Origin of the sequence: Nonomuraea sp. NPDC005650 (assembly GCF_040605375.1) — a bacterium.
Lineage (GTDB): Bacteria > Actinomycetota > Actinomycetes > Streptosporangiales > Streptosporangiaceae > Nonomuraea.
In genome coordinates, this window is the sequence record NZ_JBEXCR010000037.1 from 15152 (window position 1) to 39358 (window position 24207).

Consider the following 24207-nt stretch of genomic DNA (forward strand, 5'->3'; position numbering starts at 1 on the left):
GCGGATCCTTGTCTGGCGCACGATGCGTCATTCCTTTCCGTCGACGACGTACGGGCTTTGCGGTGGCCACGGCCTTTTCGGGGTGGCTGTGGCCTTGCGGCGGTGCGGTGCTGCGGCTTTCGGGCGGCGCTCGCCTCGGTCAGGCGTGCTGCTCGCAGGAGCGTTCGCCGGTGACGAGCTCGAACCACACGACCTTGCCGGCGACCCCCCAGCAGCAGGCCAGCCGGGCCAGCACCGGGTCATGCCCCGCGCGCTGCGCGGCCGCGAGGCAGCGGGCGACGGCGGCCGGCACCGGGCTGTCGTCCTCGACCTCGCAGCGCAGCAGCCCGTCCTCGACCCACAGCGAGAGCCTGATCCGGGTGCCCGCGTTCCGCAGGGCGTTGGCGACCAGTGCGCCGACCAGCAGATCGGCGGTCTCGGCCTGCTCGTGCAGCCCCCAGGCGGCCAGCCGGACGGCGGTCATGCGCCGCGCTCCCGGCACCGCCGAAGGGCGCGCCGACAGCAGCCACGACACGGCGCGGTCCTGTCCCGCCCACCCGGCGCGGACGGCCAGGCCGTCCCCCATGGCCAGGAGCCCGTTCCAGGACAGCAGCCGCAGTACGGGCTGCTGGTCGGTGGCGCCGTGCTCGGTGCGCGGCTGCAACATGGCTGGCATGTGTCTCGTCTCCTCCCGGTGTCGGCGCATGTGTTCTATGACACGTTTAGCTTCGCTCCGACCCCCCACCCAGGAAGACGGGGTAAATCCCCATATAGGTACCTATTCACCCGTATGTCCGTATCGGGAGGTACGGAAAACACGGCGACCCGGGCGTCAGCCCCGCGGCGCGTACATGATCACCAAGACGCCCACCAGGCAGACCAGCGCCCCGATGACATCCCACCGGTCCGGCCGGAACCCGTCGGCCACCACACCCCACAGCAGCGACCCGGCCACGAACACCCCGCCGTACGCGGCCAGGATCCGCCCGAAATGCGCATCGGGCTGCAACGTGGCCACGAAACCGTACAGGCCCAGCGCGATCACCCCCGCGCCCGCCCACACCAGCCCACGCTGCTCCCGAACCCCCTGCCACACCAGCCACGCCCCACCGATCTCGAACAGGGCCGCCAACGCGAACAACACCAGCGAACGCACCACAGTCATGCCCGCCATTGCACCAGCCCCCGCCGGCGCCGCGCACACCGGACCCCGCTAGCCCGCGCACTCCTGCCGCAGCAGCGAGCCCACCCACGCGTCGACCCGCTCACCCCGATGAACCAGCCGCTTACGCAGCGTGCCCTCCATGAGGTACGGGCAGGGAACCTGCACGAACCGCTGCACCGCGGGATCCTGCGACACCTCAAACACCCACGGGATGTCCTGCGGGCCGAACGGCCGCAACGTCAACCTGCCCGCATCGATGCTCACCCGCTCCACAGCCAAGATCGTGACAGATCCGGCCCATCGTTGACATGATCGACGGCATGACAGCCGGCAAACGCTTCGACGAGGGCGCCACGGCGGTGCGCCGCCACGTCTGGAACGGCAAGGTGTGGTCGGCCACGCCGTACCGGGTCCTGCAGGACACCGACGAGTACTTCGTGGTGGCCGGCTGGCCGGGGCTGCGCGGCCTGGCCTCGACCACCTGGATCACCTCCGTCCTGAACGGCGGCGGCGACCGGGACCGCACCATCGCCCGGCTGGCCTCAGGCCGCTGGGAACTCGGCTGGTGGACCTGGCGGGACACCATCACGCGCAGCTGGTACGGCATCGGCAAACACTTCACCGTCCGCCAGTTCTTCGACGCCGAGCTCCGGCCCCTGACCTGGTACGTCGACTTCGACCTGCCCAAAACGCGCACCCGCCTGGGCATCGACACCTTCGACCTGCTGCTCGACCTGATCGTCGAACCCGACCTGTCGCGCCACCACTGGAAGGACGAGGACGAATACCGGCACGGCAGGCGGCTCGGGCTCATCGACGAGCGCGTACACCGCCACGTCAGCGCCGCCCGCGAGGAGGTCGTCGCGCTCATCGAGACCCGCCAGGGCCCCTTCGCCTCCGACTGGTCACCACCCGCGCACACGCTGTGGCAGCCGCCGACCCTTCCCGGGGACGCCCTGGAGCTGCCCTAAGCGGTGGATCCGGGCCGGTCACCGGCCAGCTCGGTCAGGCTCGCGACGAGACCGGCGACCACGGGCGAGGCCAGCCGGTAACGGACGACCCGCCCTTGACGCCGGCAGGTGACCAGCCCGGCCGAACGCAGCACGCCCAGATGGTTCGACATGTTCGGCTGAGTGACGCCTGTGCGGCTGACCAGCTCGCCCACCGAAGCGTCCTCCTGCTCGGTGAGCACCTGCAGCACGGCAAGGCGGACCCGGCAGCTCAACGCCCGGCCGAGCGCGAGGAGGCGGTCTCCTTCACCGTTGCTATCCATCAGCCACCGATGATACCTTGCGCCCATATATCAGCGTTCAATGATGTATTGCCGCGAACCTCCCCCGCAACAGACCACGAGCCGGCCCCGAAAGGACCGTCATGGCTGATGGCAAGGCAAGGAACGCTGTGGTCACCGGCGCGAGCAAAGGCATCGGGCTGGCCGTGGCGAGCGCGCTGCACGACGAGGGCTACCGCGTCGTGGCCGGCGCCCGGACGATCAGCCCCGAACTCGGCAAGGTCACCGCGCTCGCCGTCCCCGTGGACCTCGGCGCCCCCGACGGCCCGCCCCGCCTCATCGACGCCGCCCTGACCGCGCTCGGCGGCATCGACGTGCTGGTCAACAACGTCGCAGGAACGACCGGCCCGCACCCGCACGGGTTCCTGTCCGTGACCGACGAGGACTGGCGGCACGCTCTCGACCTGACCCTCCTGGCCGCCGTACGGGCCACCAGGGCCGCGCTCCCCAGCATCATCGAGCGCGGCGGCCACATCATCAACATCGGCTCGATCAACGCCCGCCGTCCTGTCCCTCACCTGGTGGACATCTCGGCGGCCAAAGCCGCGCTGGCCAACCTCGGCAAGTCCCTCGCCGAGGAGTTCGGCGGCCGCGGCGTCAGGGTCAACACCATCTCACCCGGCCCGGTACGCACCGCCGTGTGGACCGAACCGGGCGGCACCGGCGACGCTCTCGCGGCCAGGGCCGGAATCCCGCGCGAGGAGTTCCTCCAGTCCCTGCCCGGCGTGCTGGGCATGTCCACCGGGCACATCACCGAACCACGGGAGATCGCCGCGCTGGTGGTGTTCCTGGCCTCCGGGAAAGCGCCCAACATCAACGGCTCCGAACTCGTCATCGACGGCGGCATGCGCAAAGAGCTCTGACCACGACACCCGGCCTCTGACGACGCGGCCGGGCAAAAGGGCCAAGGGTGTTAGATTGTCGGGCGGTTGATGTTGATCTGACAGTAGAGGCGTGACTCACGTGGCAGGGTTTGAGATCTACTTCGACACGCTCGAGGAGTGCGCCACCAAGGCCAAAGGGGTCGCGAACCAGTTCAAGAGCGCGGCCGAGGACGGTCCCACGAGCGTCAGCACCTCCTGCTTCGGCCAGCTGGCGGAGTTCTCCGGCAAGCTCACCAAGGCCGTCAACGACTTCGAGGTGAAGATCGACGCCGAGATACGCCATGCCCAGCAGAACCTGACCAAGGTCGAGGCGGCCATCCACCAGGTCGTCGACAACGTCCGCAAGGCCGACCTCCCCACCGTTCCCCGGACGGAGAAGGTATGACGGACATCTGGGACCAGTACCTCAGCCCCATCCAGCGCGTCATCGACAGCCTGAGCGGCGACCAGGCCCAGATCTCCAAGATCTCGGGGCAGTGGCGAGCGCTGGCCGGCGACATCACCACGGAGGGCGGCGTCATCAAACGCGCCGTCAACCGGGTGGACAGCGCGTGGAACGGCGTCGCCGCCGAGAACTTCGCCACGTACATGGGCAGATATCCCGAGTCCGGTACGGCCCTGAGCGAGGCCCTGACCAGCTGCGCCGGCAAGCTGGACGCCGCGGGCACCGCGCTGGAGACGGCCAAGGGCGAGGTCCAGGCCCTCTACCGGGAGAAACGCGCCTGGCTGGACGAGCAGCGCAACGACCCCGACAGCACGACGATCTCGATGACGAGCATCAGGTCCCAGGTGTCGGACGCCCTCGAACGGGCCAAGGTGCACACGGACAAGGCCGGCGAGGCCCTCGGCCAGGCCACAAAGGAGATCGACAAGCACCTGGGCGAGGCGCGGTTCTTCACCGCCATCCCCGCTCCCGGCGACCAGGACTTCGTCCCGGGCAACAAGTCCGGGACGCTCTGGATCCCCGACCCGGACTTCCGGCCCCACACCCCGAAGACACAACTGGCGTCCTACAACGGCGACGGGAACGGCGCACCGACCACCAGCGGCGGCATCGGGACCAACGGGTCAGGCGGCAGCAGCGCAGGCGGGGGCGGTGGGGGCGCGCCCTCGCTGGCCGTCCCGCCGAACGCCCACAGCCTGGCGCCCAACCCTCGCGCCCAGTCCGTCATCGACTACGCCCTCAAGCAGCTCGGCGACCCTTACGTGTGGGGGGCGACGGGACCCGGCTCCTTCGACTGCTCCGGGCTGACCCTGCGCGCGTACGAGTCCGCGGGGACCACCATCCCCCGCGTCGCCAACGACCAGTGGCTGCGCGGGCCGCGCATCCCCGAGGGCAACGTGCAGGCCGGCGACCTCGTCTTCTTCGACAACGACGGCGACGGCACCGCTGACCATGTGGGTATCGTGCTCGACCCCGAGAAGGGCACGATGATCCACGCGCCCAGACCGGGCTCCGAGGTCAAGATCGCCCCCTACAGCCGTACCCCCATGGGCTTCACCCGCCCGGGAACGAGCTGACCAGCCATGATCGGCCCCCTGCTGAGCACCAACCCTTGAACGGCCCCGGCCGCGACGCAGTTCGCGCAGTTCGGGCTCGGCCAGGCAGCGCAAGCAGGGTCATGGCGCGGATCGCGACCCCGGCGCCACGCCAGGTGCGCGACCCCCAGCCCAGGCCAAAGAGCCGGGCCGGGGATCACCTGCCGATCAGCTCGACAGTTTCGCGAACATGCCGGGCTCGTAGGAGCCTCCCGGGTTGCGCACGATCACACCGAGCCGATTGGCCGCGTTGATCATGGCGACCAGGTAGACCAGCGCCGCCACCTGGTCGTCGTCGTAGTGCTCACGCACCCGGGCCCAGGTCTCATCCGACACGCCGGTGTGGGCGTCGGCCAGCCGGGTGCCCTCCTCGGCGAGCGCCAGCACGGCCCGCTCGGCATCGGTGAACACGGTGGACTCACGCCAGGCGGCCACCAGGTTGACGCGCACCGCGCTCTCCCCGGCGACCGCGAGCTCCTTGGTGTGGAAGTCCACGCAGAAACCGCAGCCGTTGATCTGGCTGGCGCGCAGGTTCACCAGCTCCACCGTGCTCTTGGACAGCGACGACTGCTCGATCGCCAGACTCACGCCGGCGAACCGCTTGCCGATCTTGGCGCCGAGCTCGTTGGCGAACAGGTCGAAACGGGGTCCCATGACTTCGTCCTCACTCGTGGAACAACGTGCCGCGCGCATCGTCCGCGCGGCCTCTGACGACCATGAAGATGCCGGCGGCCCGAACCCTGTGACAGCACGCGGATGTGACGTGCGCCACCCACCACAGCTGTCACAGGCGGGGGTGTCGTCACAGGCCGATCACCGAACACCGTGTCCCCGGGCCGAACGACCAAGCATCACCGAAGCGTGGCCGTGCACCACCCGACCAGCTGATCGCCGGAGACGGCGTCCGGGGAACTCGTGTGTGACGAGCGCCAGCAGACGCCGATGCGCTTTCGCCTCAGAGGTCACTGTCCGGTCTGCCGCTGGCGCAGCAACTCGGCTGCGAGGGAGTACGGCGGTGCCGCGGCCTGGGAGCGGGCGGCATGCTCGACGATCGCCTCCTGGACAGAGCGGTCGTCGGCGGGCCGGGGGTATGCGGCATATATCGCCTGGAGCATCGCGGCACCGAGGTCGGTGAAGCGGCCGGCGTCGGTGAAGACACCTTTGTGGGTCAAGTAGGTCAGCAGCCCGCGCCGCTCGGCAATGCCCAGGCAGGAGTGCAGGGCGATCGCTTCCCACACCCGGTCGACGTCCGCCGCGGCGACGCCGTGCTCGGTCAGCACGGATGCCGCCAGATCGGCGCCTTCCACTTCGAACCGGGCCTGGCCGGCCGCGAGGGTGCCCAGCCCCAGATCGTGCATCACGCAGGTGGCGAAGAGCAGGTTCTCGTCGTATGCCGCGTCGTTCAGGCAGCCTTCCTGCTCGGCCGACAGGCGGGCGAACAGGAAACTGCGGACGCTGTGGTCGGCGATCGGCGTGCTCTCCGACTTCTGTACCAGGGCGAGGCTCGCCTCAGCCAGCGACCCCGTGGGCAGGGCGAGTATGTCGTTCATTCCCCGACCGTATGAGGGCTCAGTCAGGAACGAGAAGAGGCCCGAGTGCCTTGCATCGCCAGGATCGGGTCATGACCTCGACGAATTGACCAGCACCAGGCGGCGGTCCCTCATCCTGCCCGGTGTGCAGGTCGCATAGGACGTAGACGTGGCAGGTGAGGTCGCAGCCGGCATCGGTCACGATGAGCAGGTCCGGATCCCCGACAAGTACGGCCGGCCGGGGATGAACGGCGCGGCCATCCACACGGCACGCCACCCGCTCGGCTGAGCAGGCGGCGTCCGAGCACAGCCATGGGGACGCATCCATCGCCGGCACGATCGGCGGCTTTGGCCGGCGGCTTCAGCGGGCGACCCGGGCCGGGCGGTACCGGCTGCGGAAGGTGGCCGGTGTGGCGCCGGTGCGCTGGATGAAGTATTTGACGAAGTTGCTGGCGTCGAGGAAGCCGAGGCGGGCCCCGATGCTCACGACGGGTTCGTCGCCGTGGGCGAGGAGGCGTTTGGCCTCCAGCACGACGCGACGGTCGATGAACTCCTTGGCGCCGACGCCGGCCGCGGCGTGCGCAGCCCGGGTCAAGGTGCGCGGCGAGTATCCGAGGGCGCGTGCGTAGTGTCCGACGTCGCGGGCCCGGGTGAAGTCGGCTTCGACCGCGGCGCGCAGGCGCCGGAAGGTTTCCGTGTGCTCGCCGAGCAGGGTGCCCACGGGCGAGATCACGTGGGTCAGGCGCAGCAGGAGCACGGCCAGCAGCCGCTGGAGGATGGCGGAGCGGGTGGGGGCCGGCATGGCGGTGGTGCCGTATTCGTGGGCCAGGTGGTCGAGGGCCCGGCGCAGGGCGAGGGCGTCCTGTCCGGCGATCTGCCACAGGGTGCGTCCGAAGGGGTCGTCGAGGCGGACGTCGGCAGCGGTGACGGGGTCGAGGAAGTCAGGCTGGAACAGCACCACAGTCCCGGTCGCCCCGCTGAGGTCGCCGAAGCGCTGCACCTGGCCGGGGCGGACCCACAGCCAGGTGCCGTCGGTGACGGCGTAGTCGGCGAAGTCGACCATGTGCCACAGCAGCCCCTGCTCCACCGTGAGGAGCAGGTGGAAGTCCGGGCGCTGCGCACGGCCGGCTCCCTCGGCCTCCCGCGCGCCCTGCGCCCCGCCGTGACTGTGCATGCGGCGGCGCAGCTCGGCGATCGGCATCACCTCGACACCGGCCGCGCCGGCCGCCGACGGTACGTACTGGATCTCCTGGACCACTTCGTGTCCGTTTTTCACCACCACGAGTCCTCACCGTACCTGGGCGGAACCTGTCGCGGCTCCTACGTTTGAAGTCAGCCGAGAGCGTACGCGGCGGCAAGGGGCGTCGCAGCTCCCGGCCGATCTCGATGACCGACTTCTACCAATGTCAGGAGGCCCCGAATGACAGACCGTATCCGTCTGACGTACGCGTTCGACGCCTACTGCGGCTGGTGTTACGGCTTGGGCCCGGCGCTGCGGCAGTTCGCTGACGGCAACGCGGACCGGATCGAACTGCGGGTGTTGTCCGGGGGCCTGTTCTCCGGCCCGCGCGCCCTGCCCGTGGCGGCGTACCCGCACATCCCGACCGGCGCCCACCGGCTCGGCGGACCGCTCTCCAGCGCCCTCCAGCTCACCGAGGCCCTCGACCGGCACCTGACCCCCACCTCCGCCTGACCGCCCACCGAACCACCACGACAAATCACGAAGGAAAGCACTCCCATGACGAACATCGCCGTCTTCGGCGCCAACGGCACCATCGGCTCCGCCATCGTCCGCGAGGCCCTCGAGCGCGGCCACACCGTCACCGCCGTCGTCCGCGACCGCGCCAAGGTCACCGAACGCCACGCGAACCTGAGCGTCACCACCGGCGACATCCTCGACGCCCAGTCGGTCGCCGCCGCCGCGAAGGGCCACGACGTCGTCGTCAGCGCTGTCGGCGGCGGTGACGGCCCCGGCCACATCGCCACCATCAAGCCCGCCGCCGTCGCCCTCACCGAAGGACTGCGGACCCTCGGCGGGCAGGTACCCCGCCTGATCACCGTCGGCGGCGCCGGCTCCCTGCGCACCCCCGACGGCAAGCAGGTGTGGGACGCCCCGGGCCTGCCCGACTTCCTGCTGCAGATCATGCACGCCCACGGCGACGCCCTCGACTACTACCGGACCGTCACCGACGTCGACTGGACCAACCTCAGCCCCGCGGCCGTGATCGAGCCCGGCACCCGCACCGGCGGCTACCGCACCGCCCTGGACGACCTCGTCACCGACGACGACGGCAACAGCACCATCTCCGTGGAGGACTACGCGGTCGCCCTCCTCGACGAGATCGAGCAGCCCAGCCACCGCCGGCAGCGCTTCACCGCCGGCTACTGACCGGCAGGAGCACAGGCTGTTCGGCCCGCCGCTTCCCGCAGGATGCGGCGGGCCGAACGCCGCTCCATCCTGATCCGAAAATCAGACATCAGCCGGGCACGCGGCAGCGAACCTCACGTCATGCTGCGAGCCAGGCCCCGTGCAGACGGTGATGGGTCAGGCAGCGGGTTCAAGCGTGACGCGCGGTAGCCGAGGGCTTCGAGCCAAGACGGATCTCGGTGATGATGGCATGCACGGCGGCCAGGCCGATCCCCGGCATCTCATCCATCCGCTCGACCGCCGCGGCGAACGAGGCGATCTCCTGATCGAGGGCGGCGATGTCAGCGTTGATCGCACCGAGGCGAGCGAGCATCGCGGTGAGCAGGAACGCATGGTGGTCGCACAAGCGGCCGGAGACGCCGAAGATGTCCAAGGCCACCACACTCAGTTCAATCTGCGCGCCTGCGCCAGGTCCACCCGGTAGCCGGTCAGGTCGCGCGGCAGCCTGATCGCGGGCGGCGGCACGAAACCGGGGCGCAGCATCTGCCGTTCGGCGACCTTGACCGGCCAGACCACGACAAGCCGGCCGATCCATTCGCGGCCAGCGGACGGCACCGGTCGCATCAGAAGTTCTGCTGATGGTCCTGAGGGTTCAGGCGGTGTGCAGGTCGAAGGCCGCCCGGTTCTGGGCGACGAAGCTCTCGACATCGAGGGGGTCTGTGCCGCCGATCTTCTTCACGAGGTCGTTCGTGCCGGCGAAGACGCCGTTGCGGTAGTCGACCGCGACGGCGAGAAGGTGCTGGATCAGGTGCTCCGGCGCTCCGCGCTTTTCGAGGATGGTCCTGAACTCGTCGAGACCGATGGGCACGTAGGTGACCTGACGACCGAGCGCCTTCGACATCTTCTCGGCGATCTCGTAGTGGTCGAGCTCCACCGGCCCATACAGCGGGTAGATCTTGCCGGCGTGCGGGGCAGGGTCCTCCAGGATGGCCGCGATCACCCTTGCCTGGTCGCTTTCAGCGATCGGGGCATGGCGTCCGTCGGCGAAGGGCAGCCGCAGCTCGCCGGTCCCGTCGGCCCAGGTATTGATCAGCCACTGCGCGAAGAAGGTCGGACGGAGGTGGGTGACGGCCACCGGGAAGCGGTCCAGCACACGCTCGGCGACCCAGTGCTGGCGTGCCGCGTTGCTGGCGGATTCACGGCGAGCGGAGACTTGCGACATGTTCACGATCGCCTGCACCCCGTTCTCCTCCGCCGCCACGGCCACGTTCGCCGTGGCGTCCACCAGGCCGGGAAGGATCGGGTAGGTGAAGTACAGGGCGTCGATCCCCTTCGTCGCCTCCGCCAGGGAGTTGAGGTCCTGGACATCGCCTTGCACGATCTGCGCCCCGAGGCCGGCAAGCCGCTCGGAGCGCTCATCGACTCGGTGGACGAGCGCGCGGACGTGGCAGCCGCGCTGAAGCAGCAGTTCGGCCGTGCGGCCACCGGTCTTGCCGGTCGCCCCGATCACCAGAAGATTGCGTTCCATGATGATTTTTCCGTTTCTACAGAAGTGCCGGTGCGGGGGAGTGAGTCCTTTGAGGGGCGCCGCACAGGCTCAGCGAGAGGTCGTGCGATGTCCGTCGGGCAGGCGCAACAGTTCGAAGAACAGCCGGGCGGTGTCGGGCTCGCCGTCCACGACGAGTCGCCCCGCGGCCACCGCGTCATCCACGGCCACCTGCCCCTTCGCGAGGGCGTAGAACGTTTCCTTGCCGCAGATCAGGCGCCACCGGCACCGGGCCGGGCCCCATCCGTACTCGCCGGGGGTCGTCAAGGCCGAACCTTCCCGCCGCGACACGGTGACCGACGGCTTCGAACGGTGGCAGGAACTGTTCGGGTCCCGCCGGGGAAAGATGCGCGAGCGGCGGCCGGAGGCGGACCCGGTCGCGCTCACCCACCTGCTCGCGGCTGCCTTCCAGGGCGGCCTGCTGCCGGACCAGGCCGCCATCGACGACTCCGCGCCGAGCGTGAATGCGGCGGGGCGCTGTTTCGCCGTAAAGGGCAGCCGGTGTACGGCCACGTCCGCGAGGGCGATAGGGCCGCGCTGGATTCCGATGCTTGAGGCTTGAGACCGTCGGCAAGGCTCGCCTCAACCAGCGGCCCGGCAGGAAGAGCGAGTACCCCGTTCCGCGGCCCTCCCGAGAGGGCAAGGGTGTCGGTCATGGCTCGACGCTACGAGACCGGCCCTCCGGTCAAAAGTGGCATGAATGCCACCAAGCGCTATAATCGTGCCACCATGACAAACAGACACCACGTTGCAGTGCTCGTACTGCCCGGTGTGCTCCCGCTCGAGTTCGGTACCGCGACACAGATCTTCGCAATGGACCCCCACTACGAGCTGACCCTGTGCGCCGACACCGAGACCCGACTGGTGCCCGGGTGCGGCTTCGCGATCACGGTCCCGGCCGGCCTCGAAGCGCTCGACGACGCCGACACCGTGATCATTCCGGGGTACGACGACATCGACACGGCCCCCTCGGCCGAGCTTCTGACGGCGCTACGGGAGGCTCACGCCCGAGGCGCCCGACTCGTCTCCATCTGCACCGCGGCCTTCACCCTCGCCGCGGCCGGGCTGCTCGACGGGCGCCCCGCGACCACACACTGGCGGCACGCCGAGCAATTGCGTCAGCGCTACCCACACGTCGACGTCCTGCCCAACCAGCTCTACGTCGACGACGGCGACATCCTCACCTCCGCCGGCGTGACCGCGGGAATCGACCTGTGCCTGCACCTGATCCGCACCGACCGCGGCGCCGCAGCAGCGAACACACACGCACGCGCTCTCGTCGCGCCACCACGGAGACGGGGAGGCCAAGCACAGTTCGTCGAACAATTCCGCCCCGAAGCGAGCGGAGACGAACTTGCTCTTCTGCGTGAGTGGATGCTCGACAACCTTGCCAAGCCCCTGACCGTCGACGACCTCGCAGAACGCGCCCACATGTCGCGGCGGACATTGATCCGCCGCTTCCGCAAGGAGACCGGCACCCCGCCGATGACCTGGCTGACCGACGCGCGCATCGACCGGGCACGCGAACTGCTGGAGGCGACCACCGTGCCCATCGAGCAGATCGGCCGCCTCACCGGGCTCGGCGCTCCCGCTTCCTTGCGGGCCACATTCCATCGGCACCTTGGCACCTCCCCTCAGGAGTACCGGAGCCTGTTCCGCCACAAGGACGAGCTGGCGGACGCATGATGACCGCCACAGCTTCGCCGAAAGACGGGCATGCATCACTGCGGCCTTCACGCGATTCATCGCAGATTCGCCGAAGGTGACGGCCGCCCCCGAGTGGAAGGCCCCCGACGTGGCCGAGGACGTCGAGCCGGCCGACAGCGTCTCCATGGCGATGCCGCTGGCGCTCGAGACGCTCCCGCCGACCGAGCCCGTAACAGATCCGGGCGGGACAGCCGCGGCGAAGAGCCCGGGCCACCGTCGGGACGGGGTGATCTGCGACCCCTGCCCGACGTCGTCTTCCTGAGCGGCGGCGGGGGAGTCGTGCAGGCCCCGCTCGCGCCTATCGTGGGAGCCGACCGGGTGGCACCTCTGGCCACCGTGCTGAGCAGGTTCGGCGCGGCGGCACAGGTCAATGGGTGCCCGGCGCTGATCTTCCGGCTAGAGGGCGAGATCGACACCGTCATCGCCGCACGCATCGACGGCGACCTGCTCACCGTACGCGGCCCCGGGAAGCTGCCGCGCACGGAGCGGGGGAGCGCCCTGCGTCGCTGAACCCCGCAGGGCACCCCTCAGGTGGCGGCGGGGGTGGAGCGTGTGGCCAGGTGGTCGAGCGGGATGCCGAGCACGTCGGCCAGGGCGGCGATCGTGAAGAACGCCGGCGTGGCGATCCTGCCGGTCTCGATCTTGCGCAGGGTCTCGGCCGACATCCCCGCCGCGGCGGCGACCTCGACGATGCTGCGCTCGCCACGGGCCCGGCGCAGCACCAAGCCGAGCTGCTCGCCACGCAGCCGCTCCTCGGGGGTCAGCGGAGGTCTCACCATGACACCCACTCTATACCCAGGGATACAAATACCGGTATTGTTATCCCATCAAAGGGGCGGGCGCCCTCACCGGCCGCGCAACAGCGGATGAGCACGCATCGCCACCTCCAGCTCACCCGGCAGCTCATCGCGATAACGCCCCAGCGTCGACAGATCACTGTGCCCCAGCACCCGCCGCACCGCATCCATGTCCACCGCGTCGGCCAGCAGATGCGTCGCCGTCGTATGCCGCAACCCGTGCGGCGTCACCGAACGCCGCTGATCGGGATCCACCCGCTGCTGCACCCGATCGATCACCGCCTGCACATCCCCCCGCGCCAGCCGCCGCCCCCGCCACGACAACAGCAACGCCTTGTCGGCCACCGCCGGCCGCCCCTGCGCCAGATACTCCTGCAACACCCTGGCCACGTCATCCGGCAACGGCACATCCCGCGTCCGCCCGCCCTTGCCGAAGATCCGCCAGTAGCGCACCCCGTCGTTGGTGAAGAAATCCTCCACATTCGCCCGCACCAGCTCCGACACCCGCGGCCCCACCGTCGACAACAACAGCACGATCACCGCATCGCGCAACTCCGTACGCTGATCACGCCGCTTACCCTCCGGCGGGGGAGCATCCCCCAACGTACGCGCCGCCCCGATCAACCCCTGCGCCTGCTCCCGCGTCAACGCCCGCCGCTGCGGACGCAACCCCCCACGCTCCTTCGACGTCACCGTCGAAGCCGTCATCGGATTGAGCTGCACCCACCCCGCCAGCGTCGCATGCTTGAACAACGCCGAGATCGACCGCCGAAACCGCGCCTGCGACGACGGCGACTGCCCCCCGCTCGGAGCACGCAGCCGCCCATCGGGCCGGCGGGCGAACGCCAGCAGCAGCGCATCCACATCAGCGCCCGTCAGATCGTCCAGCACCACATCCGCGCCGGCCAGCTCCACCAGCGTCGCCACATCCCGCGCATACACCTCGGCCGTCGACGGCGACAACGCCCCCGTCACCGTCCTGGCCCGCACCAGCTCCACATAGCGGTCACCCGCCTCCGCCACCGTCAACCGGTCGAGCTCCGCAGGCCGCACCGGCCACCCCTTCCCTCGCGCCACGAACACCCAAGCACGACGGTAGCGGCCCGCACCGACAGAAACACCTGCCGCACAAGACAGGGCCCGGGATACCCCCGGGCCCTGAAGGTCTAGATGTCGCGGAAGGTCTCGATGCGCGCCCCCAACGCGTTCAACCGCTCGGCCAGATCCTCATACCCGCGGTTGATCACGTACACGTTCCGCAGCACCGACGTGCCCTCCGCCGCCATCATCGCCAGCAGCACCACCACCGCCGGCCGCAACGCCGGCGGGCACATCATCTCCGCGCTGCGCCACCGCGTCGGCCCCTCCACCAGCACCCGATGCGGATCCAGCAGCTTCACCGACGCCCCCAGCCGCGTCAGCTCCGTCAGATAGATCGCCCGGTTGTCGTAGACCCAGTCATGGATCAACGTCGAACCCTGCGCCGAGGCCGCGATCGCCGCGAAGAACGGCACATTGTCGATGTTCAGCCCAGGGAACGGCATCGGATGGATCTTGTCGATGGGGGAGACCAGCTTCGAGGGCCGCACCGTCAGATCCACCAGCCGCGTACGACCGTTGGCCGCCGCGTACTCCCCGCCCCGATCACAGTCGAGGCCCATCTCCTCCAGCACCGCCAGCTCGATCTCCAGGAACTCCACCGGCACCCGGCAGATCGTCAGCTCCGACGACGTCACCACCGCCGCCGCCAGCAGGCTCATCGCCTCCACCGGATCCTCAGAGGGGGAGTAGTCGACGTCCCGCTCGATCTCCGGCAGGCCGTGCACCGTCAACGTCGTCGTCCCCACCCCCTCCACCCGCACCCCGAGCTGCTCCAGGAAGAAGCACAGATCCTGCACCATGTAGTTGGAGGAGGCGTTACGGATCACCGTCACCCCGTCGTGCCGCGCCGCCGCCAGCAGCGCGTTCTCCGTCACCGTGTCACCCCGCTCGGTCAGCACGATCGGCCGCGACGGCGCCGCCCCCCGATCCACCCGCGCGTGATAGAACCCGCCCGTCGCCGTGATGTCCAGCCCGAAATGCTTCAGCGCCGACATGTGCGGCTGCACCGTACGCGTCCCCAGATCACAACCCCCCGCATAGGGGATCTGGAACTGCTCCGTACGATGCATCAACGGCCCCAGGAACATGATCACGCTCCTGGTACGGCGCGCCGCCTCCGTGTCCATCGCCTCCAGCTCCAGCCGGGCCGGAGGAACGATCTCCAGATCGCTGCCCTCGTTGATCCACCGCGCCCGCACCCCGATCGAGGCCAGCACCTCCAGGATCCGGTAGACCTCCTCGATCCGCGCCACCTTGCGCAGGATCGTCCGCCCCGAGTTCAGCAACGACGCGCACAACAACGCCACACACGCGTTCTTCGAGGTCTTGACATCGATGCTGCCCGACAGCCGGCGACCGCCCACCACCCGCAGATGCATCGGCCCCGCATACCCCAGCGAGACGATCTCACTGTCGAGCGCCTCACCGATCCGGGCGATCATCTCAAGACTGATGTTCTGGTTGCCGCGCTCGATCCGGTTGACCGCGCTCTGCGACGTCGCCAGAGCGTCCGCCAGCTGCAGCTGCGTCCAACCACGATGCTGGCGCGCATCCCGGATCAACCGGCCGATCCGTACAAGGTAATCATCTGACACAACACGAGACCATATCTCACATATGAGATGCACCAGCCCCAGCAGGCTCCGACACACCGGACAACTCACCAAGACGCACCAAATGCTCCGGAGTCGCCTCCGCCCGCACCTTGTGCACGAACGCCCGCCGCGCCACCCGGAACTCATGCCGATCGTCGAACATGTCCCGGCTCATCTCGGCCAACTCCTCCGCCCGGAACGCATCCAGCGGCTTACGCCGCTCATCCACCTCCCGAGCCTGCCGCCGACCCGCAAGCAGCCGATCATAACCCGGATCCACCGCCAACCGCTCCGCGTACTCCAGCACCCGACGCTCGAAGTCCAGCCGCGAACCCCCCAACATCCGATCCGCCAACCCCAACTCCACCGCCTCGGCAGCACCCACCGGCAACGCCTGCCGCGTCAACCGCCGCGCCGTCTCCGCCCCCACCCGCCGCGGCAGCACATACGTCCAGTACTCACTCCCGAACAACCCCATCGTCCGATAATGCGGATTCAACACCACCGAATCCCGGATGATCACCCGATCCGCCCCCAAACCCATCATCACCCCACCGGCACCCGCATTCCCCCCGATCGACGTCACCACCAACTGACCCGTACACCCCACGATCTCCCGGCACACCGCGTTGATCGCATTGATGTTCGCCCACGCCTCCAACTCCGGATGCCGCGACGCCTCGATCACATTCAGATGAATGCCATTGGAGAACGCCTCCCCACCCCGCACCACCAACACCTTCGTGTCCTGCGCCACCGCATACCGCAACGCCGACGACAACCGCCGACACTGATCCGTCGACATCGCCCCGTTGTAGAAGTCGAAACTCACCACCCCCACACCATCACTACGGTCATAAGTGATCTCGCTGTACCCCGGACGCTCCGGCGCCGAAGCCACCCGATCACCCAACGCCAACGTCGCCGGAAGCTTCACCGCCCCCTCCTGCTCCAACCGCACATGCCCCACCCACACCGAACCATCACCGGTGTTCACCAACACCGCACCCTCACGCCGCGCCGCCACCTCACCCGGCCGCCCCCCAAGCTCCGGACCCCGATACACGTCGAACACCCGCACCCCCACATCACCCAACCGCGACCGCCCACCAGGCGCACCATCAGCCGCCCGCACCCGCCGCACGATCTCCTCCGTGGACTCCTCCCACGAAAACTCCCGATCCCCATGCCGCATCGCCCGCCGCAACCGCCCCCGCACCTCCGGCGAACGGTAATCCAACGGCACCGGCGAGAACGACGCGTCCGCCGCATTCACCGCAACCTCCGCCACCAACTCCACCGCCGCATCCGCCACCGGCCCGTTGTACAACGCCGACTTACGCGGAGCCTCCGACGGCATCGCGAACGTCCGATACCCCCAGATCGGACCCGCGTCCATCTCCTCCACCGCCTGCAACGCCGTCACCCCCCACTCCGGCGCGCCCTCCAAAATCGCCCAGTCCAGCGACGACGGCCCCCGGTCCCCAGGCGGACCCGGATGAATGATCACCGTACGATGCGTCCGCCACAGCTGCTCAGGCACCCGCTCCTTCAAAAACGGGCAGATCACCAGATCCGGCTTGGCCAGCTCGGCCGCCTCCACCATCGCCTGCTCCGAGACGGCCAGCTCGACGGCGACGTCATGACCGGCCCGGCGCAGCTCCAGCCAGCAACGCTGGGTCAGGCCGTTGAACGAGGAGCACAGCAGCAAGATACGCAACGGGGGACTTCTTTCCAGACAACGAGAACGACACGGAGTTCAGGGGCGAAAGGGGACCGCTCGGCGGGAGGGGCGTTCCCTCCGGCCCCGCGCATTTAAGACCGTCCCATATGGCCCATACATACCTTTGATGCTGACACGGATTGTCCACTGCTGGTGACGATTCCTGACAAAAACCCGCCGTGACCAGCCCCAATTGACCTGCTTTGCCCGAAACATCCGCTGTGATGGGCGCATGACCGCGCGTCACAGCGGATCCGAAACCCCCCATCCGGGAGCTCCAACCCGGGGGAGTGGGTGACTCCGCGTTCGCCGGCGACCCGCGAACGCGCCGCCCCCGACGTGACCGTCCAAACGGCGTGGGGCGCGGCGGTGTCCGGTGGCTCGCGTCCCTTTAGGTGCTGTTTGTAACTTCATGTCCCATACCAAACAGAATTCAGCTTCTGTTCGGTATGGGATGATTTTTCGGATTCGGGGCGGGGAGGGGTCACAGACGGCTGACGAAGCGCGCGGCGGCGCGCTGGCTCATGCCGGTCTCACCGCGTACCAGGAAGACGGCTTCCTGCAACTGGCCGAGCGCTTTGAGCTCGCGGGCCTGATCGACGAGGCCGATGCTGACGCCGGGCCGGTTGCGCGGGTGCCGGGTCAGCCGGGCGGCCAGGATGATCATCCAGATGGCCAGGGCGGTGATCACGGCTGTGAGTGAGACGAGACCGGGGGTTGTGATCTCCAGGGCGGGCATGGTGTGGCGTCTGCCCGCGCACGGACGGTTCATGCCAGTTGCTTGATAATGGACATTATGTCAAGTAGCCGCTTTCGGGAGGGGTGCGGCGCTCCCCTCGGCGGGTGGGGCCGGTGGGTTTGATGGGATTTTTTTCCCGGTGACGCGGCGTGGTCCCCGGGTGGTGCGGCGGGGCCGGTTCCGGTGGTTGAGCGGGGGTTTTGGGGTGTGGTGCGCGGGTTGGGCGTGCTCCCCTGGGCGCTGACGGAGAGTTTGACGTTCTGTGGATTCGCTGTCCTTGACGCGAGATGTGGTTTTAAGCTGGAAGTCCTGCTATTCGCGCCGCGAGAGGAGCAGCACGTGGGGACCCAGTCGGTGTTATGCCCGGTGTGTCAGGGCGTCGTGCCCGCGACGGGTAAGGAGGCGTACACGTCGCTGCGGGCGCGTCTCGTTCTGACGAATGGTTATTGCGCGGGCGGGTGCGCCGAGCGGCGTGCCGAGGAGCAGGCCCAGCAGCAGACGCAGCAGGTGGCCCAGCAGGTGCCGAGGCCGCAGCCGGCCGCGGAGCAGGTGCCGGTGCGGCAGGTTGTGACGCCGTTGCGGGTGGTGCGCTGATCGCTGTGGCGTGATCGGTTTGGCGGGGGTTCGTGGCGGGTGGCCGGTTGTGGGGGCCGGTGGCCTGGTGGGTCGGGGTTATGGGTGGCCGTCGGCGGTGTGCCAGTAGTCGCGGGTCTCGATGGCGAGGCCGTCGGGGTCGAAGCGGGCGAAGACGCAGCCGGCGAGGGTGATGGGGCGGCCGTTGTCGTGGGCGTGGACCCGGAATTCGATGGCGGCCGTGTCGCCGTCGACGACGGGGGTGGCGAAGGTGACGTGCGGGTCGGTTTCGCCGGTGAACGACCATTGGATGTAGTCGGCGATGGCCTGTTTGCCCTGGTGTGGGGGGCGGAAGGGCATGCTGGTGTGGACGGCGTCGTCGCGGTAGAGGGTGAGGATCGCGGCGGTGTCGTGGTGGGTCCAGCCGCGTTGCCAGGTGTCGGCGAAGCGTTGGGCGGCCGTTCGGGTGTCCATGGGGACCATTGTGCGGGTGGCCGGGTCGTGCGGGCGGGGGTTTGCGCGGTCTGGGTGTGAGGCCGGTTTTGTGCGGGTGGTGGCCGGGTTGAGGCGGTGGGCCGCTCCCCCGTGGTGTGCCGCTCCCCTGCCGGTTACCAGGGGTGTACGGCGGTGACGGCGGTGATGGGCAGGGGCCCGTACAGGTGGGGGAAGCCGTCCTCGAGGCGGATGTCGAGGCCGGTGGGGTCGATGTCGAGGATGAGCAGGGGTTCGGTGAGGTGGGCGTAGAAGGCGCTGTGGACGCCGCGTAGCTGGGCCAGGTCGCGGCTGCAGTGGATGAAGCCGATCTCCTCAAGGGTGTGGCCGAGGGTGGAGATGCGGTACTCCCCCGCTTTGCGGGCGTCGTCCCAGTCGGCGCGCAGGGCGAGGTGGTGGATCAGGGCGGTCATGGGGTCCATTCGGTGCGCAGGATGGCGTAGACGGCTTCGGTGGCCCATTCGCCTTTGACGTATTCGTTGTCGACGAGGGTGGCTTCGCGGCGCATGTGGAGTTTTTCCAGGACGCGGGCGGAGGCGGTGTTGCGGGCGTCGAGGCGGCCGACGATGCGGTGCAGGTCGAGGTCGCGGAAGCCGAGGCGGAGCATCTCGCGGGCGGCTTCGGGGGCGTAGCCGTGGCCGTGGTGGTCGGGGTGGAAGATGTAGCCGATCTCGCCCTGGCGGTGTTGTCTGCTGGTCCAGATGAGCAGGGCCTGGCCGATGAGGTCGCCGGTGTCGCGCAGGGTGACGGCCAGGTCGAGGGCGTCGCCTTCGTCGGTGAGGGTGGTGCGGGTGGCCCTCTTGTCGAGGAAGGCGCGGCTGGTGTCGCGGTCGCGGGCCTCCCAGTAGAGGTAGCGGGCGACGTCGGCGCGGGATTCGTAGGCGTGGACGGCGTCGAGGTCGTCGAGGGTGAAGGGGCGCAGCAGGAGGCGGCCGGTGGTGATCGGGTAGAGGGGTGTGAGCACGGGGGAAGTGTAGGGAGCGGTCAAGGGGGCGGCAACGCGTTTTTCGCGGTGGTGACGGCGAGGGTGAGCAGGGTGCGGGCTTCGTCGAGGGGGCGTTGTTCCACGACCTGTTCGAGCCAGAGGGCGCTGAGGGTGGTGTAGAGGAGGCGGACGCGGGTGTCGGTCTCGGGCAGGTGGAGGGTTTCGGCGACGATGCGGACGCAGCCGTCGGCCCAGCGGCGGGCGATCTGCTGCAGGACGGGGTCGCGGCCGGCGTGGACGTACAGCTCCCAGAGGCCGAGTTGGCGGGTGCGGTCGGCGGCGGCGATCTGGTCGGTGAGGGCGCTCAGGCCGTGGTCGGTGATCCAGGTGCGGGTGGTGGTGAGTTCGGTTTCGACGAGTTGGGCGAAGGCTTCGGCGAGGAGTTGGTCGCGGGAGGTGAAGTAGTAGGTGGTGGCGGCCAGGGGGAGGTTGGCGCGGTGGGCGACGGCTCGGTGGGTGACGGCGGCGAAGCCGCCTTCGGTGAGCAGGTCGACGGCGGCGGCGAGGAGGGTGGCGCGGCGGCGGCGGCCGCGGGCCTGGGTGGGGCCGTGTGGGGCGGGCGGGACGGCGGCCGGTAGGTGGTGTCGCTCCCCCGCGGGCGGGTCCGGGGTGTGGTCCTGGTGCGGGTTCAATGGCCACCTGCGAGGTTGAGGACTACGACGCCGCCGATGATGAGGAGGATACCGCCGATCTTGAGTGGGGTGAGGGTCTCCCCCATGAAGGCGGCGCCGATGAGGGCGATGGCGGCGGTGCCGGCGCCGGCCCAGACGGCGTAGGCGGTGCCCATGTCGAGGTGTTGTTTGAGTGCTTGGGACAGCAGGGCGAAGGAGGTGATGTAGCCGGCGGCGACGGCGATGGTCCAGCCGAGGTGGGTCAGGCCGTTGCTGAGTTTGAGTGCGGTGGTGGCCAGGACTTCGGTGGCGATGGCGAGGGCGAGCAGGAGCCAGGGCATGGGGGTCCCCCAGACGAAAGTGGTACGGGTGTGCCATTTTATCTGGTGGGGCGGATCCGCTGATGTGGCGGGTGCGGTTGTGCGGAACTGCTTGAAAAGGCTGTCGAATGCGTGTTCCATTGGTGGGTGTGGGTTGGGACGCGCTTTCGCTTGTCGACGAGGCCGCCGATGAGCGTCCGCTGATCGAGCGGCGTGCGGTGGTGCGTGAGGGTTTCTACGAGTTGCAGGCCCGCACGGTGATCGAGCGGGTGCCGCAGACCGCGGGCATCGCCCAGCGGTGGGCTGTGTCTCCCTACCGTGGTTGCGCCCATGCCTGCCGCGGTTGCGGTGCCCGCGCGGGTCATGGGCGGCTGGGGCTGGATGCCGGGCGTGATTTCGACACGCGGATCGTGGTCAAGCCGAACGCGGTGGCCAAATTGCGGGCGGAGCTGGTGCGCTGGGACGGCCAGGAGCTGGCGGTGGGGCTCAGCGGTGACTGTTATCAGGCGGCAGAGGAGACCTACCGGCTGATGCCGGGGGTGATCGGGGCGCTGTCGCAGGCGGCGGTGCCGTTCACCGTTTACACCAAGAGCTCGCTGGTGCTGCGGGATGCGGAGTTGCTGGCGCGGGCCGGGGCGCGGGTGGCGGTGTCGATCGCGTTCGTGGACGAGCGGATCCGGCGGGCGGTGGAGCCGGGCGCGCCGACGGCGCAGGCGCGGCTGGAGCTGGTCTCGGCGCTGGTGGAGGCGGGGGTGGACTGCCGGGTGCTGATGGCGCCGGTGCTGCCGTTGCTCAGTGACGCGGCCGATCAGCTGGGGGCGACGGTGCGGCGGATCGCGGCGGCGGGGGCTCGGGCGGTGGAGCCGGTGGTGTTGCGGCTGCCGCCGGGGACGCGGGCGTGGTATCTGGAGTGGCTGGGGCAGGCGCATCCGCAGCTGGTGGAGCGCTATGAGGAGCTGTACGACCGGGCGGGGTTGCCGTCGCCGGATTACGAGGGGCGCATCACGGGGCAGATCGCGCAGTTGTGCCAGGTGTATGGGATGGGGTGCGGGGCGCCGGAGGTGGGGCCGCGGCCGCCGCAGGCGGCGCAGCTGGCGCTGGTGTGAGGCGGGCGCCCGGGCGCAGGCGGGGCCGGGGGTTAGGGTGCCGCTATGGACGAGCAGGTCGAACGGGTGCTGGCGGGGTGCGCTCCGGGGGTGCGGGAGCTGGCGGTGGCGGCGCGGGCGGTGATCGAGGAGGTCGTGCCGGACGCGGTGGTGGAGGTGGATCCGGCGGCGCGGTTGATCGCGTACACGTTTCAGCCTGGCACCTACCGGGGGGTGGTCGCGGCGATCGCGTTGCACGGGGCGTATGTGAACCTCATGTTCGGGCGGGGTGTGGAGCTGGTGGCGCTCGACGATGAGGGGTTGCTGGAGGGGACGGGCAGGACGGCGCGGCACATCAAGGTGCGGCGGGTGGAGGATGTGGCGCGGGCCGGGGTGCGGCGGTTGATCGCGGCGTCGGCGGCGTTGACGCCGCGATCGGCTTAGGGGGTTATCCGATGCGGCGGTGCAGGAGCATGCCGGGCCACTCCCCCACGGTGAACGGGGCGGTGCGGGTGAAGCCGCAGTTTTCGTAGTAGGCGACCAGGCGGCCGTCGTCGCCGGCGTAGCAGTCGACGCGCAGGAGGCCGACGCCGCGTTCGGCGGCTTCGGTGGCGGCCCAGTCGAGCAGGGCGCGGCCGATGCCGTGGCCGTGGTGGCGGCGGTCGGTGACCAGGGCCTGGACGTAGAGTTCGGGTTCGGTGGCGGGGGTGACGTAGTCGTGGGCGCCGCCGACGACGATGCAGCCGGCGGGCTGGTCGTCGAGTTCGGCGATGCGCATGCCGCCGAGTTCGAGCCAGCCGGTGACCTGGCGGGTGCGGCGGTCGTTGCCGGTGAAGGGGTCGCTGCCCCATTGGCCGGTGCGGCCTTGGGCGGTGAGCCAGGCGACGGCGCTGTCGAACATGCCCAAGACGATGGGGACGTCGCCGTGGCGGCCTTGGCGGATGCGCGGGAGGGTGCGGGGGTGGGTCATGTTCAGGCCTTGGTGTTGTTCAGGGCGCTGCCCTTTTTCCACTCTTTGAACGACAGCTGCCAAAAGCCCCAGCCGTTGTTCCATTCGAGTTGGCGGGTGGTGCCGGTGATGTCGACGACGTCGCCGCGCTGGAAGTTGTCGTAGAACCATCTGGCCTGGTCGGGGCGGGCGTTGAGGCAGCCGTGGCTGACGTTGCGGACGCCTTGGGCCCAGACGTTGTCCTTGGCGTGGACGTATTCGCCGGAGTTGGAGATGCGGACGGCGTGGTCGATCATGACGTCGTAGTAGCCGGGGTCGCCTTTTTTGCGGCCTGGGGAGATCATGCGGACGGGGTTGCCGCGTTCCATGGTGAGGTGGACGCCGGAGGTGGTGGTGTATTCGCGGGTGGTGGCCATGCCGGCACTGATTCGCATGGTTTGGACGCGTTTGCCGTCTTTGTAGACGTACATCATGTGCTTTTTGGTGTCGACCTTGCTGATCTGCTTGGCGCCGATCTTGAGGGTCGCGGTGTAGTCCTTGACCCCGTACAGGCCGTTGCCGCCCTTGATGCCGGTGATGCGGGCGTTAAGGGTGATTTTCTGGTGGGCGGGCCAGTATTTGGCGGTGCGGTAGATGGCGACGGTGTCGTTGATCCAGCGCCAGGCTCCGGTGACGGGCTTTTCCGCTTCGACTTCCAGCGCGCGTTCGATGGTGGCCTTGCTGGTGACGGGCTGGTTGAAGGTCACGATGATGGGGGCGCCGACGCCGACGGTCTCGCCCTTGGCGTGGGGGGTCACGTCGGCGATCTGCAGGGCGCGTTCGGGCTTGGCGGTGGTGAACGTGCTGGTGGCGGTGGTGGCGCCGGCGGTGGCGTTGACCGTGTAGTCGGTGGAGGGCTTGAGCGCGGTCTTGGAGACCCACTTGGTCTTGTCGGCGTTGTACTTGCCCTCGACCTGCTCGCCCGAGGCCTCGACGGTGACGTTGTCGAGGGCGCCGCCGTCTGCGGTGACGACGACCTTCTTCTCGGGGCTGACCTTGCCGCTGCCCTCGGCGGGGCTGATCTTGACGGTGGGGGCCTGGGGGGTGGCGGTCGTGGTGGCTTCGGGCGCGCCCGCTCCCCCGCTGCCGCCGCCGGGGGTGGTGCCCGATGAGCATGAGGCCGTCAGTGTGGCTGCGGTGAGCAGCGCGACTGCGGTGGCGGGCTTCCTCCAAGCGGGCGTAACGTTCAA

The 24207-nt window shown here is 69.2% G+C and carries 36 protein-coding genes; 13 read left to right on the forward strand and 23 right to left on the reverse strand.

Annotation, left to right across the window (positions count from 1 at the left end):
- Positions 1 to 139: 139 nt before the first annotated feature.
- The 3 genes from ABZS69_RS46785 to ABZS69_RS46795 all read right to left on the reverse strand — a co-directional run bounded on the left by ABZS69_RS46785 (position 140) and on the right by ABZS69_RS46795 (position 1408).
- On the reverse strand, positions 140 to 655 hold the full coding sequence (locus ABZS69_RS46785) for a hypothetical protein (protein ID WP_355384999.1): 516 nt from the start codon (positions 653 to 655) through the stop codon (positions 140 to 142).
- 156 nt (positions 656 to 811) lie between these two features.
- On the reverse strand, positions 812 to 1144 hold the full coding sequence (locus tag ABZS69_RS46790; RefSeq protein WP_355385002.1) for a YnfA family protein: 333 nt from the start codon (positions 1142 to 1144) through the stop codon (positions 812 to 814).
- 48 nt (positions 1145 to 1192) lie between these two features.
- Positions 1193 to 1408 carry a hypothetical protein gene (locus ABZS69_RS46795; protein ID WP_355385005.1) on the reverse strand — a complete coding sequence of 72 codons (216 nt, stop codon included), beginning with the start codon at positions 1406 to 1408 and terminating at the stop codon, positions 1193 to 1195.
- 56 nt (positions 1409 to 1464) lie between these two features.
- Here ABZS69_RS46795 and ABZS69_RS46800 point away from each other — a divergent pair, with 56 nt between their 5' ends.
- Positions 1465 to 2115: a DUF402 domain-containing protein gene (locus ABZS69_RS46800; protein ID WP_355385008.1), complete on the forward strand. Its 651-nt coding sequence runs from the start codon at positions 1465 to 1467 to the stop codon at positions 2113 to 2115.
- On the opposite strand, the gene ABZS69_RS46805 is transcribed toward ABZS69_RS46800, so the two are convergent.
- Positions 2112 to 2417 carry a metalloregulator ArsR/SmtB family transcription factor gene (locus ABZS69_RS46805; RefSeq protein ID WP_355385012.1) on the reverse strand — a complete coding sequence of 102 codons (306 nt, stop codon included), beginning with the start codon at positions 2415 to 2417 and terminating at the stop codon, positions 2112 to 2114. The genes ABZS69_RS46800 and ABZS69_RS46805 overlap by 4 nt on opposite strands.
- Before the next feature lie 101 nt (positions 2418 to 2518).
- Here ABZS69_RS46805 and ABZS69_RS46810 point away from each other — a divergent pair, with 101 nt between their 5' ends.
- From ABZS69_RS46810 to ABZS69_RS46820, 3 genes are all read left to right on the forward strand, one after another.
- Complete coding sequence (locus ABZS69_RS46810) at positions 2519 to 3298, forward strand: SDR family oxidoreductase (RefSeq protein ID WP_355385015.1); 780 nt, start codon at positions 2519 to 2521, stop codon at positions 3296 to 3298.
- A gap of 100 nt (positions 3299 to 3398) precedes the next feature.
- Positions 3399 to 3704, forward strand: a complete 306-nt coding sequence (locus tag ABZS69_RS46815; protein ID WP_355385018.1) for a hypothetical protein — start codon at positions 3399 to 3401, stop codon at positions 3702 to 3704.
- Positions 3701 to 4840 (forward strand): NlpC/P60 family protein, encoded by a 1140-nt coding sequence (locus tag ABZS69_RS46820; RefSeq protein WP_355385021.1) that lies wholly within the window; start codon positions 3701 to 3703, stop codon positions 4838 to 4840. The genes ABZS69_RS46815 and ABZS69_RS46820 overlap by 4 nt, the downstream gene beginning before the upstream one ends.
- Positions 4841 to 5026: 186 nt before the next feature.
- Here the strand turns inward: ABZS69_RS46820 and ABZS69_RS46825 are convergent, their stop codons facing one another.
- The 3 genes from ABZS69_RS46825 to ABZS69_RS46835 form a co-directional block, all read right to left on the reverse strand.
- Entirely contained in the window at positions 5027 to 5512 is a 486-nt protein-coding gene (locus ABZS69_RS46825) for a carboxymuconolactone decarboxylase family protein (RefSeq protein ID WP_355385024.1), read from the reverse strand.
- Positions 5513 to 5820: 308 nt separating this feature from the next.
- Positions 5821 to 6408 carry an HD domain-containing protein gene (locus tag ABZS69_RS46830; protein ID WP_355385027.1) on the reverse strand — a complete coding sequence of 196 codons (588 nt, stop codon included), beginning with the start codon at positions 6406 to 6408 and terminating at the stop codon, positions 5821 to 5823.
- A 340-nt stretch (positions 6409 to 6748) separates the two neighbouring features.
- A complete protein-coding gene (locus ABZS69_RS46835; RefSeq protein ID WP_355385030.1) occupies positions 6749 to 7663 on the reverse strand; it encodes a helix-turn-helix domain-containing protein in 915 nt (304 codons plus the stop codon).
- Positions 7664 to 7807: 144 nt separating this feature from the next.
- Here ABZS69_RS46835 and ABZS69_RS46840 point away from each other — a divergent pair, with 144 nt between their 5' ends.
- Entirely contained in the window at positions 7808 to 8080 is a 273-nt protein-coding gene (locus ABZS69_RS46840; RefSeq protein WP_355385033.1) for a hypothetical protein, read from the forward strand.
- 45 nt (positions 8081 to 8125) lie between these two features.
- Positions 8126 to 8776 (forward strand): NAD(P)H-binding protein, encoded by a 651-nt coding sequence (locus ABZS69_RS46845; protein ID WP_355385036.1) that lies wholly within the window; start codon positions 8126 to 8128, stop codon positions 8774 to 8776.
- 169 nt (positions 8777 to 8945) lie between these two features.
- Here ABZS69_RS46845 and ABZS69_RS46850 read toward each other — a convergent pair whose 3' ends face one another.
- The 4 genes from ABZS69_RS46850 to ABZS69_RS46865 all read right to left on the reverse strand — a co-directional run bounded on the left by ABZS69_RS46850 (position 8946) and on the right by ABZS69_RS46865 (position 10568).
- Positions 8946 to 9194 (reverse strand): hypothetical protein, encoded by a 249-nt coding sequence (locus ABZS69_RS46850; RefSeq protein ID WP_355385039.1) that lies wholly within the window; start codon positions 9192 to 9194, stop codon positions 8946 to 8948.
- 5 nt (positions 9195 to 9199) lie between these two features.
- Positions 9200 to 9370, reverse strand: coding sequence for a hypothetical protein (locus tag ABZS69_RS46855; RefSeq protein WP_355385042.1), 171 nt, complete (start codon positions 9368 to 9370; stop codon positions 9200 to 9202).
- A 37-nt stretch (positions 9371 to 9407) separates the two neighbouring features.
- Positions 9408 to 10265: an NmrA family NAD(P)-binding protein gene (locus tag ABZS69_RS46860; protein WP_355385045.1), complete on the reverse strand. Its 858-nt coding sequence runs from the start codon at positions 10263 to 10265 to the stop codon at positions 9408 to 9410.
- Between the two features lie 87 nt (positions 10266 to 10352).
- Positions 10353 to 10568 carry a hypothetical protein gene (locus tag ABZS69_RS46865; protein WP_355385048.1) on the reverse strand — a complete coding sequence of 72 codons (216 nt, stop codon included), beginning with the start codon at positions 10566 to 10568 and terminating at the stop codon, positions 10353 to 10355.
- Between the two features lie 25 nt (positions 10569 to 10593).
- Here ABZS69_RS46865 and ABZS69_RS46870 point away from each other — a divergent pair, with 25 nt between their 5' ends.
- The 4 genes from ABZS69_RS46870 to ABZS69_RS46885 all read left to right on the forward strand — a co-directional run bounded on the left by ABZS69_RS46870 (position 10594) and on the right by ABZS69_RS46885 (position 12518).
- The gene (locus ABZS69_RS46870; protein ID WP_355385051.1) at positions 10594 to 10863 is read left to right on the forward strand and encodes a hypothetical protein; all 270 of its coding nucleotides are present in this window, start codon (positions 10594 to 10596) and stop codon (positions 10861 to 10863) included.
- 92 nt (positions 10864 to 10955) lie between these two features.
- Entirely contained in the window at positions 10956 to 11987 is a 1032-nt protein-coding gene (locus tag ABZS69_RS46875; RefSeq protein WP_355385054.1) for a helix-turn-helix domain-containing protein, read from the forward strand.
- A 76-nt stretch (positions 11988 to 12063) separates the two neighbouring features.
- On the forward strand, positions 12064 to 12270 hold the full coding sequence (locus ABZS69_RS46880) for a hypothetical protein (RefSeq protein WP_355385057.1): 207 nt from the start codon (positions 12064 to 12066) through the stop codon (positions 12268 to 12270).
- A 56-nt stretch (positions 12271 to 12326) separates the two neighbouring features.
- Positions 12327 to 12518, forward strand: coding sequence for a hypothetical protein (locus ABZS69_RS46885; protein ID WP_355385060.1), 192 nt, complete (start codon positions 12327 to 12329; stop codon positions 12516 to 12518).
- Positions 12519 to 12535: 17 nt separating this feature from the next.
- Here the strand turns inward: ABZS69_RS46885 and ABZS69_RS46890 are convergent, their stop codons facing one another.
- The 5 genes from ABZS69_RS46890 to ABZS69_RS46910 form a co-directional block, all read right to left on the reverse strand.
- The gene (locus ABZS69_RS46890; protein WP_355385063.1) at positions 12536 to 12787 is read right to left on the reverse strand and encodes a helix-turn-helix transcriptional regulator; all 252 of its coding nucleotides are present in this window, start codon (positions 12785 to 12787) and stop codon (positions 12536 to 12538) included.
- A 66-nt stretch (positions 12788 to 12853) separates the two neighbouring features.
- Positions 12854 to 13858 (reverse strand): tyrosine-type recombinase/integrase, encoded by a 1005-nt coding sequence (locus tag ABZS69_RS46895; protein WP_355385066.1) that lies wholly within the window; start codon positions 13856 to 13858, stop codon positions 12854 to 12856.
- A 113-nt stretch (positions 13859 to 13971) separates the two neighbouring features.
- A complete protein-coding gene (locus ABZS69_RS46900; RefSeq protein ID WP_355385069.1) occupies positions 13972 to 15501 on the reverse strand; it encodes a UDP-N-acetylglucosamine 1-carboxyvinyltransferase in 1530 nt (509 codons plus the stop codon).
- Between the two features lie 16 nt (positions 15502 to 15517).
- Entirely contained in the window at positions 15518 to 17221 is a 1704-nt protein-coding gene (locus ABZS69_RS46905) for an enoyl-CoA hydratase-related protein (RefSeq protein WP_355385072.1), read from the reverse strand.
- Between the two features lie 487 nt (positions 17222 to 17708).
- Positions 17709 to 17915 carry a hypothetical protein gene (locus ABZS69_RS46910; RefSeq protein ID WP_355385075.1) on the reverse strand — a complete coding sequence of 69 codons (207 nt, stop codon included), beginning with the start codon at positions 17913 to 17915 and terminating at the stop codon, positions 17709 to 17711.
- A gap of 429 nt (positions 17916 to 18344) precedes the next feature.
- Between ABZS69_RS46910 and ABZS69_RS46915 the strand changes: the two genes are divergently transcribed.
- The gene (locus tag ABZS69_RS46915) at positions 18345 to 18557 is read left to right on the forward strand and encodes a hypothetical protein (RefSeq protein ID WP_355385078.1); all 213 of its coding nucleotides are present in this window, start codon (positions 18345 to 18347) and stop codon (positions 18555 to 18557) included.
- Between the two features lie 78 nt (positions 18558 to 18635).
- On the opposite strand, the gene ABZS69_RS46920 is transcribed toward ABZS69_RS46915, so the two are convergent.
- From ABZS69_RS46920 to ABZS69_RS46940, 5 genes are all read right to left on the reverse strand, one after another.
- Positions 18636 to 19010 (reverse strand): nuclear transport factor 2 family protein, encoded by a 375-nt coding sequence (locus tag ABZS69_RS46920; RefSeq protein WP_355385081.1) that lies wholly within the window; start codon positions 19008 to 19010, stop codon positions 18636 to 18638.
- A gap of 134 nt (positions 19011 to 19144) precedes the next feature.
- Positions 19145 to 19441, reverse strand: coding sequence for a DUF952 domain-containing protein (locus ABZS69_RS46925; protein WP_355385084.1), 297 nt, complete (start codon positions 19439 to 19441; stop codon positions 19145 to 19147).
- Positions 19438 to 19992, reverse strand: a complete 555-nt coding sequence (locus ABZS69_RS46930) for a GNAT family N-acetyltransferase (protein WP_355385087.1) — start codon at positions 19990 to 19992, stop codon at positions 19438 to 19440. The genes ABZS69_RS46925 and ABZS69_RS46930 overlap by 4 nt, the downstream gene beginning before the upstream one ends.
- 20 nt (positions 19993 to 20012) lie before the next feature.
- A complete protein-coding gene (locus ABZS69_RS46935; RefSeq protein ID WP_355385090.1) occupies positions 20013 to 20645 on the reverse strand; it encodes a TetR family transcriptional regulator in 633 nt (210 codons plus the stop codon).
- Positions 20642 to 20965, reverse strand: a complete 324-nt coding sequence (locus tag ABZS69_RS46940) for a multidrug efflux SMR transporter (protein ID WP_355385093.1) — start codon at positions 20963 to 20965, stop codon at positions 20642 to 20644. The genes ABZS69_RS46935 and ABZS69_RS46940 overlap by 4 nt, the downstream gene beginning before the upstream one ends.
- 107 nt (positions 20966 to 21072) lie before the next feature.
- On the opposite strand from ABZS69_RS46940, the gene ABZS69_RS46945 reads away from it, so the two are divergent.
- Together ABZS69_RS46945 and ABZS69_RS46950 are read left to right on the forward strand one after the other, a co-directional pair.
- Positions 21073 to 22050 (forward strand): radical SAM protein, encoded by a 978-nt coding sequence (locus ABZS69_RS46945; protein WP_355385096.1) that lies wholly within the window; start codon positions 21073 to 21075, stop codon positions 22048 to 22050.
- Positions 22051 to 22095: 45 nt separating this feature from the next.
- Complete coding sequence (locus tag ABZS69_RS46950) at positions 22096 to 22473, forward strand: DUF1801 domain-containing protein (protein WP_355385099.1); 378 nt, start codon at positions 22096 to 22098, stop codon at positions 22471 to 22473.
- 4 nt (positions 22474 to 22477) lie between these two features.
- Here the strand turns inward: ABZS69_RS46950 and ABZS69_RS46955 are convergent, their stop codons facing one another.
- Complete coding sequence (locus ABZS69_RS46955) at positions 22478 to 22999, reverse strand: GNAT family N-acetyltransferase (RefSeq protein WP_355385101.1); 522 nt, start codon at positions 22997 to 22999, stop codon at positions 22478 to 22480.
- Between the two features lie 2 nt (positions 23000 to 23001).
- Complete coding sequence (locus ABZS69_RS46960; RefSeq protein ID WP_355385104.1) at positions 23002 to 24207, reverse strand: Ig-like domain-containing protein; 1206 nt, start codon at positions 24205 to 24207, stop codon at positions 23002 to 23004.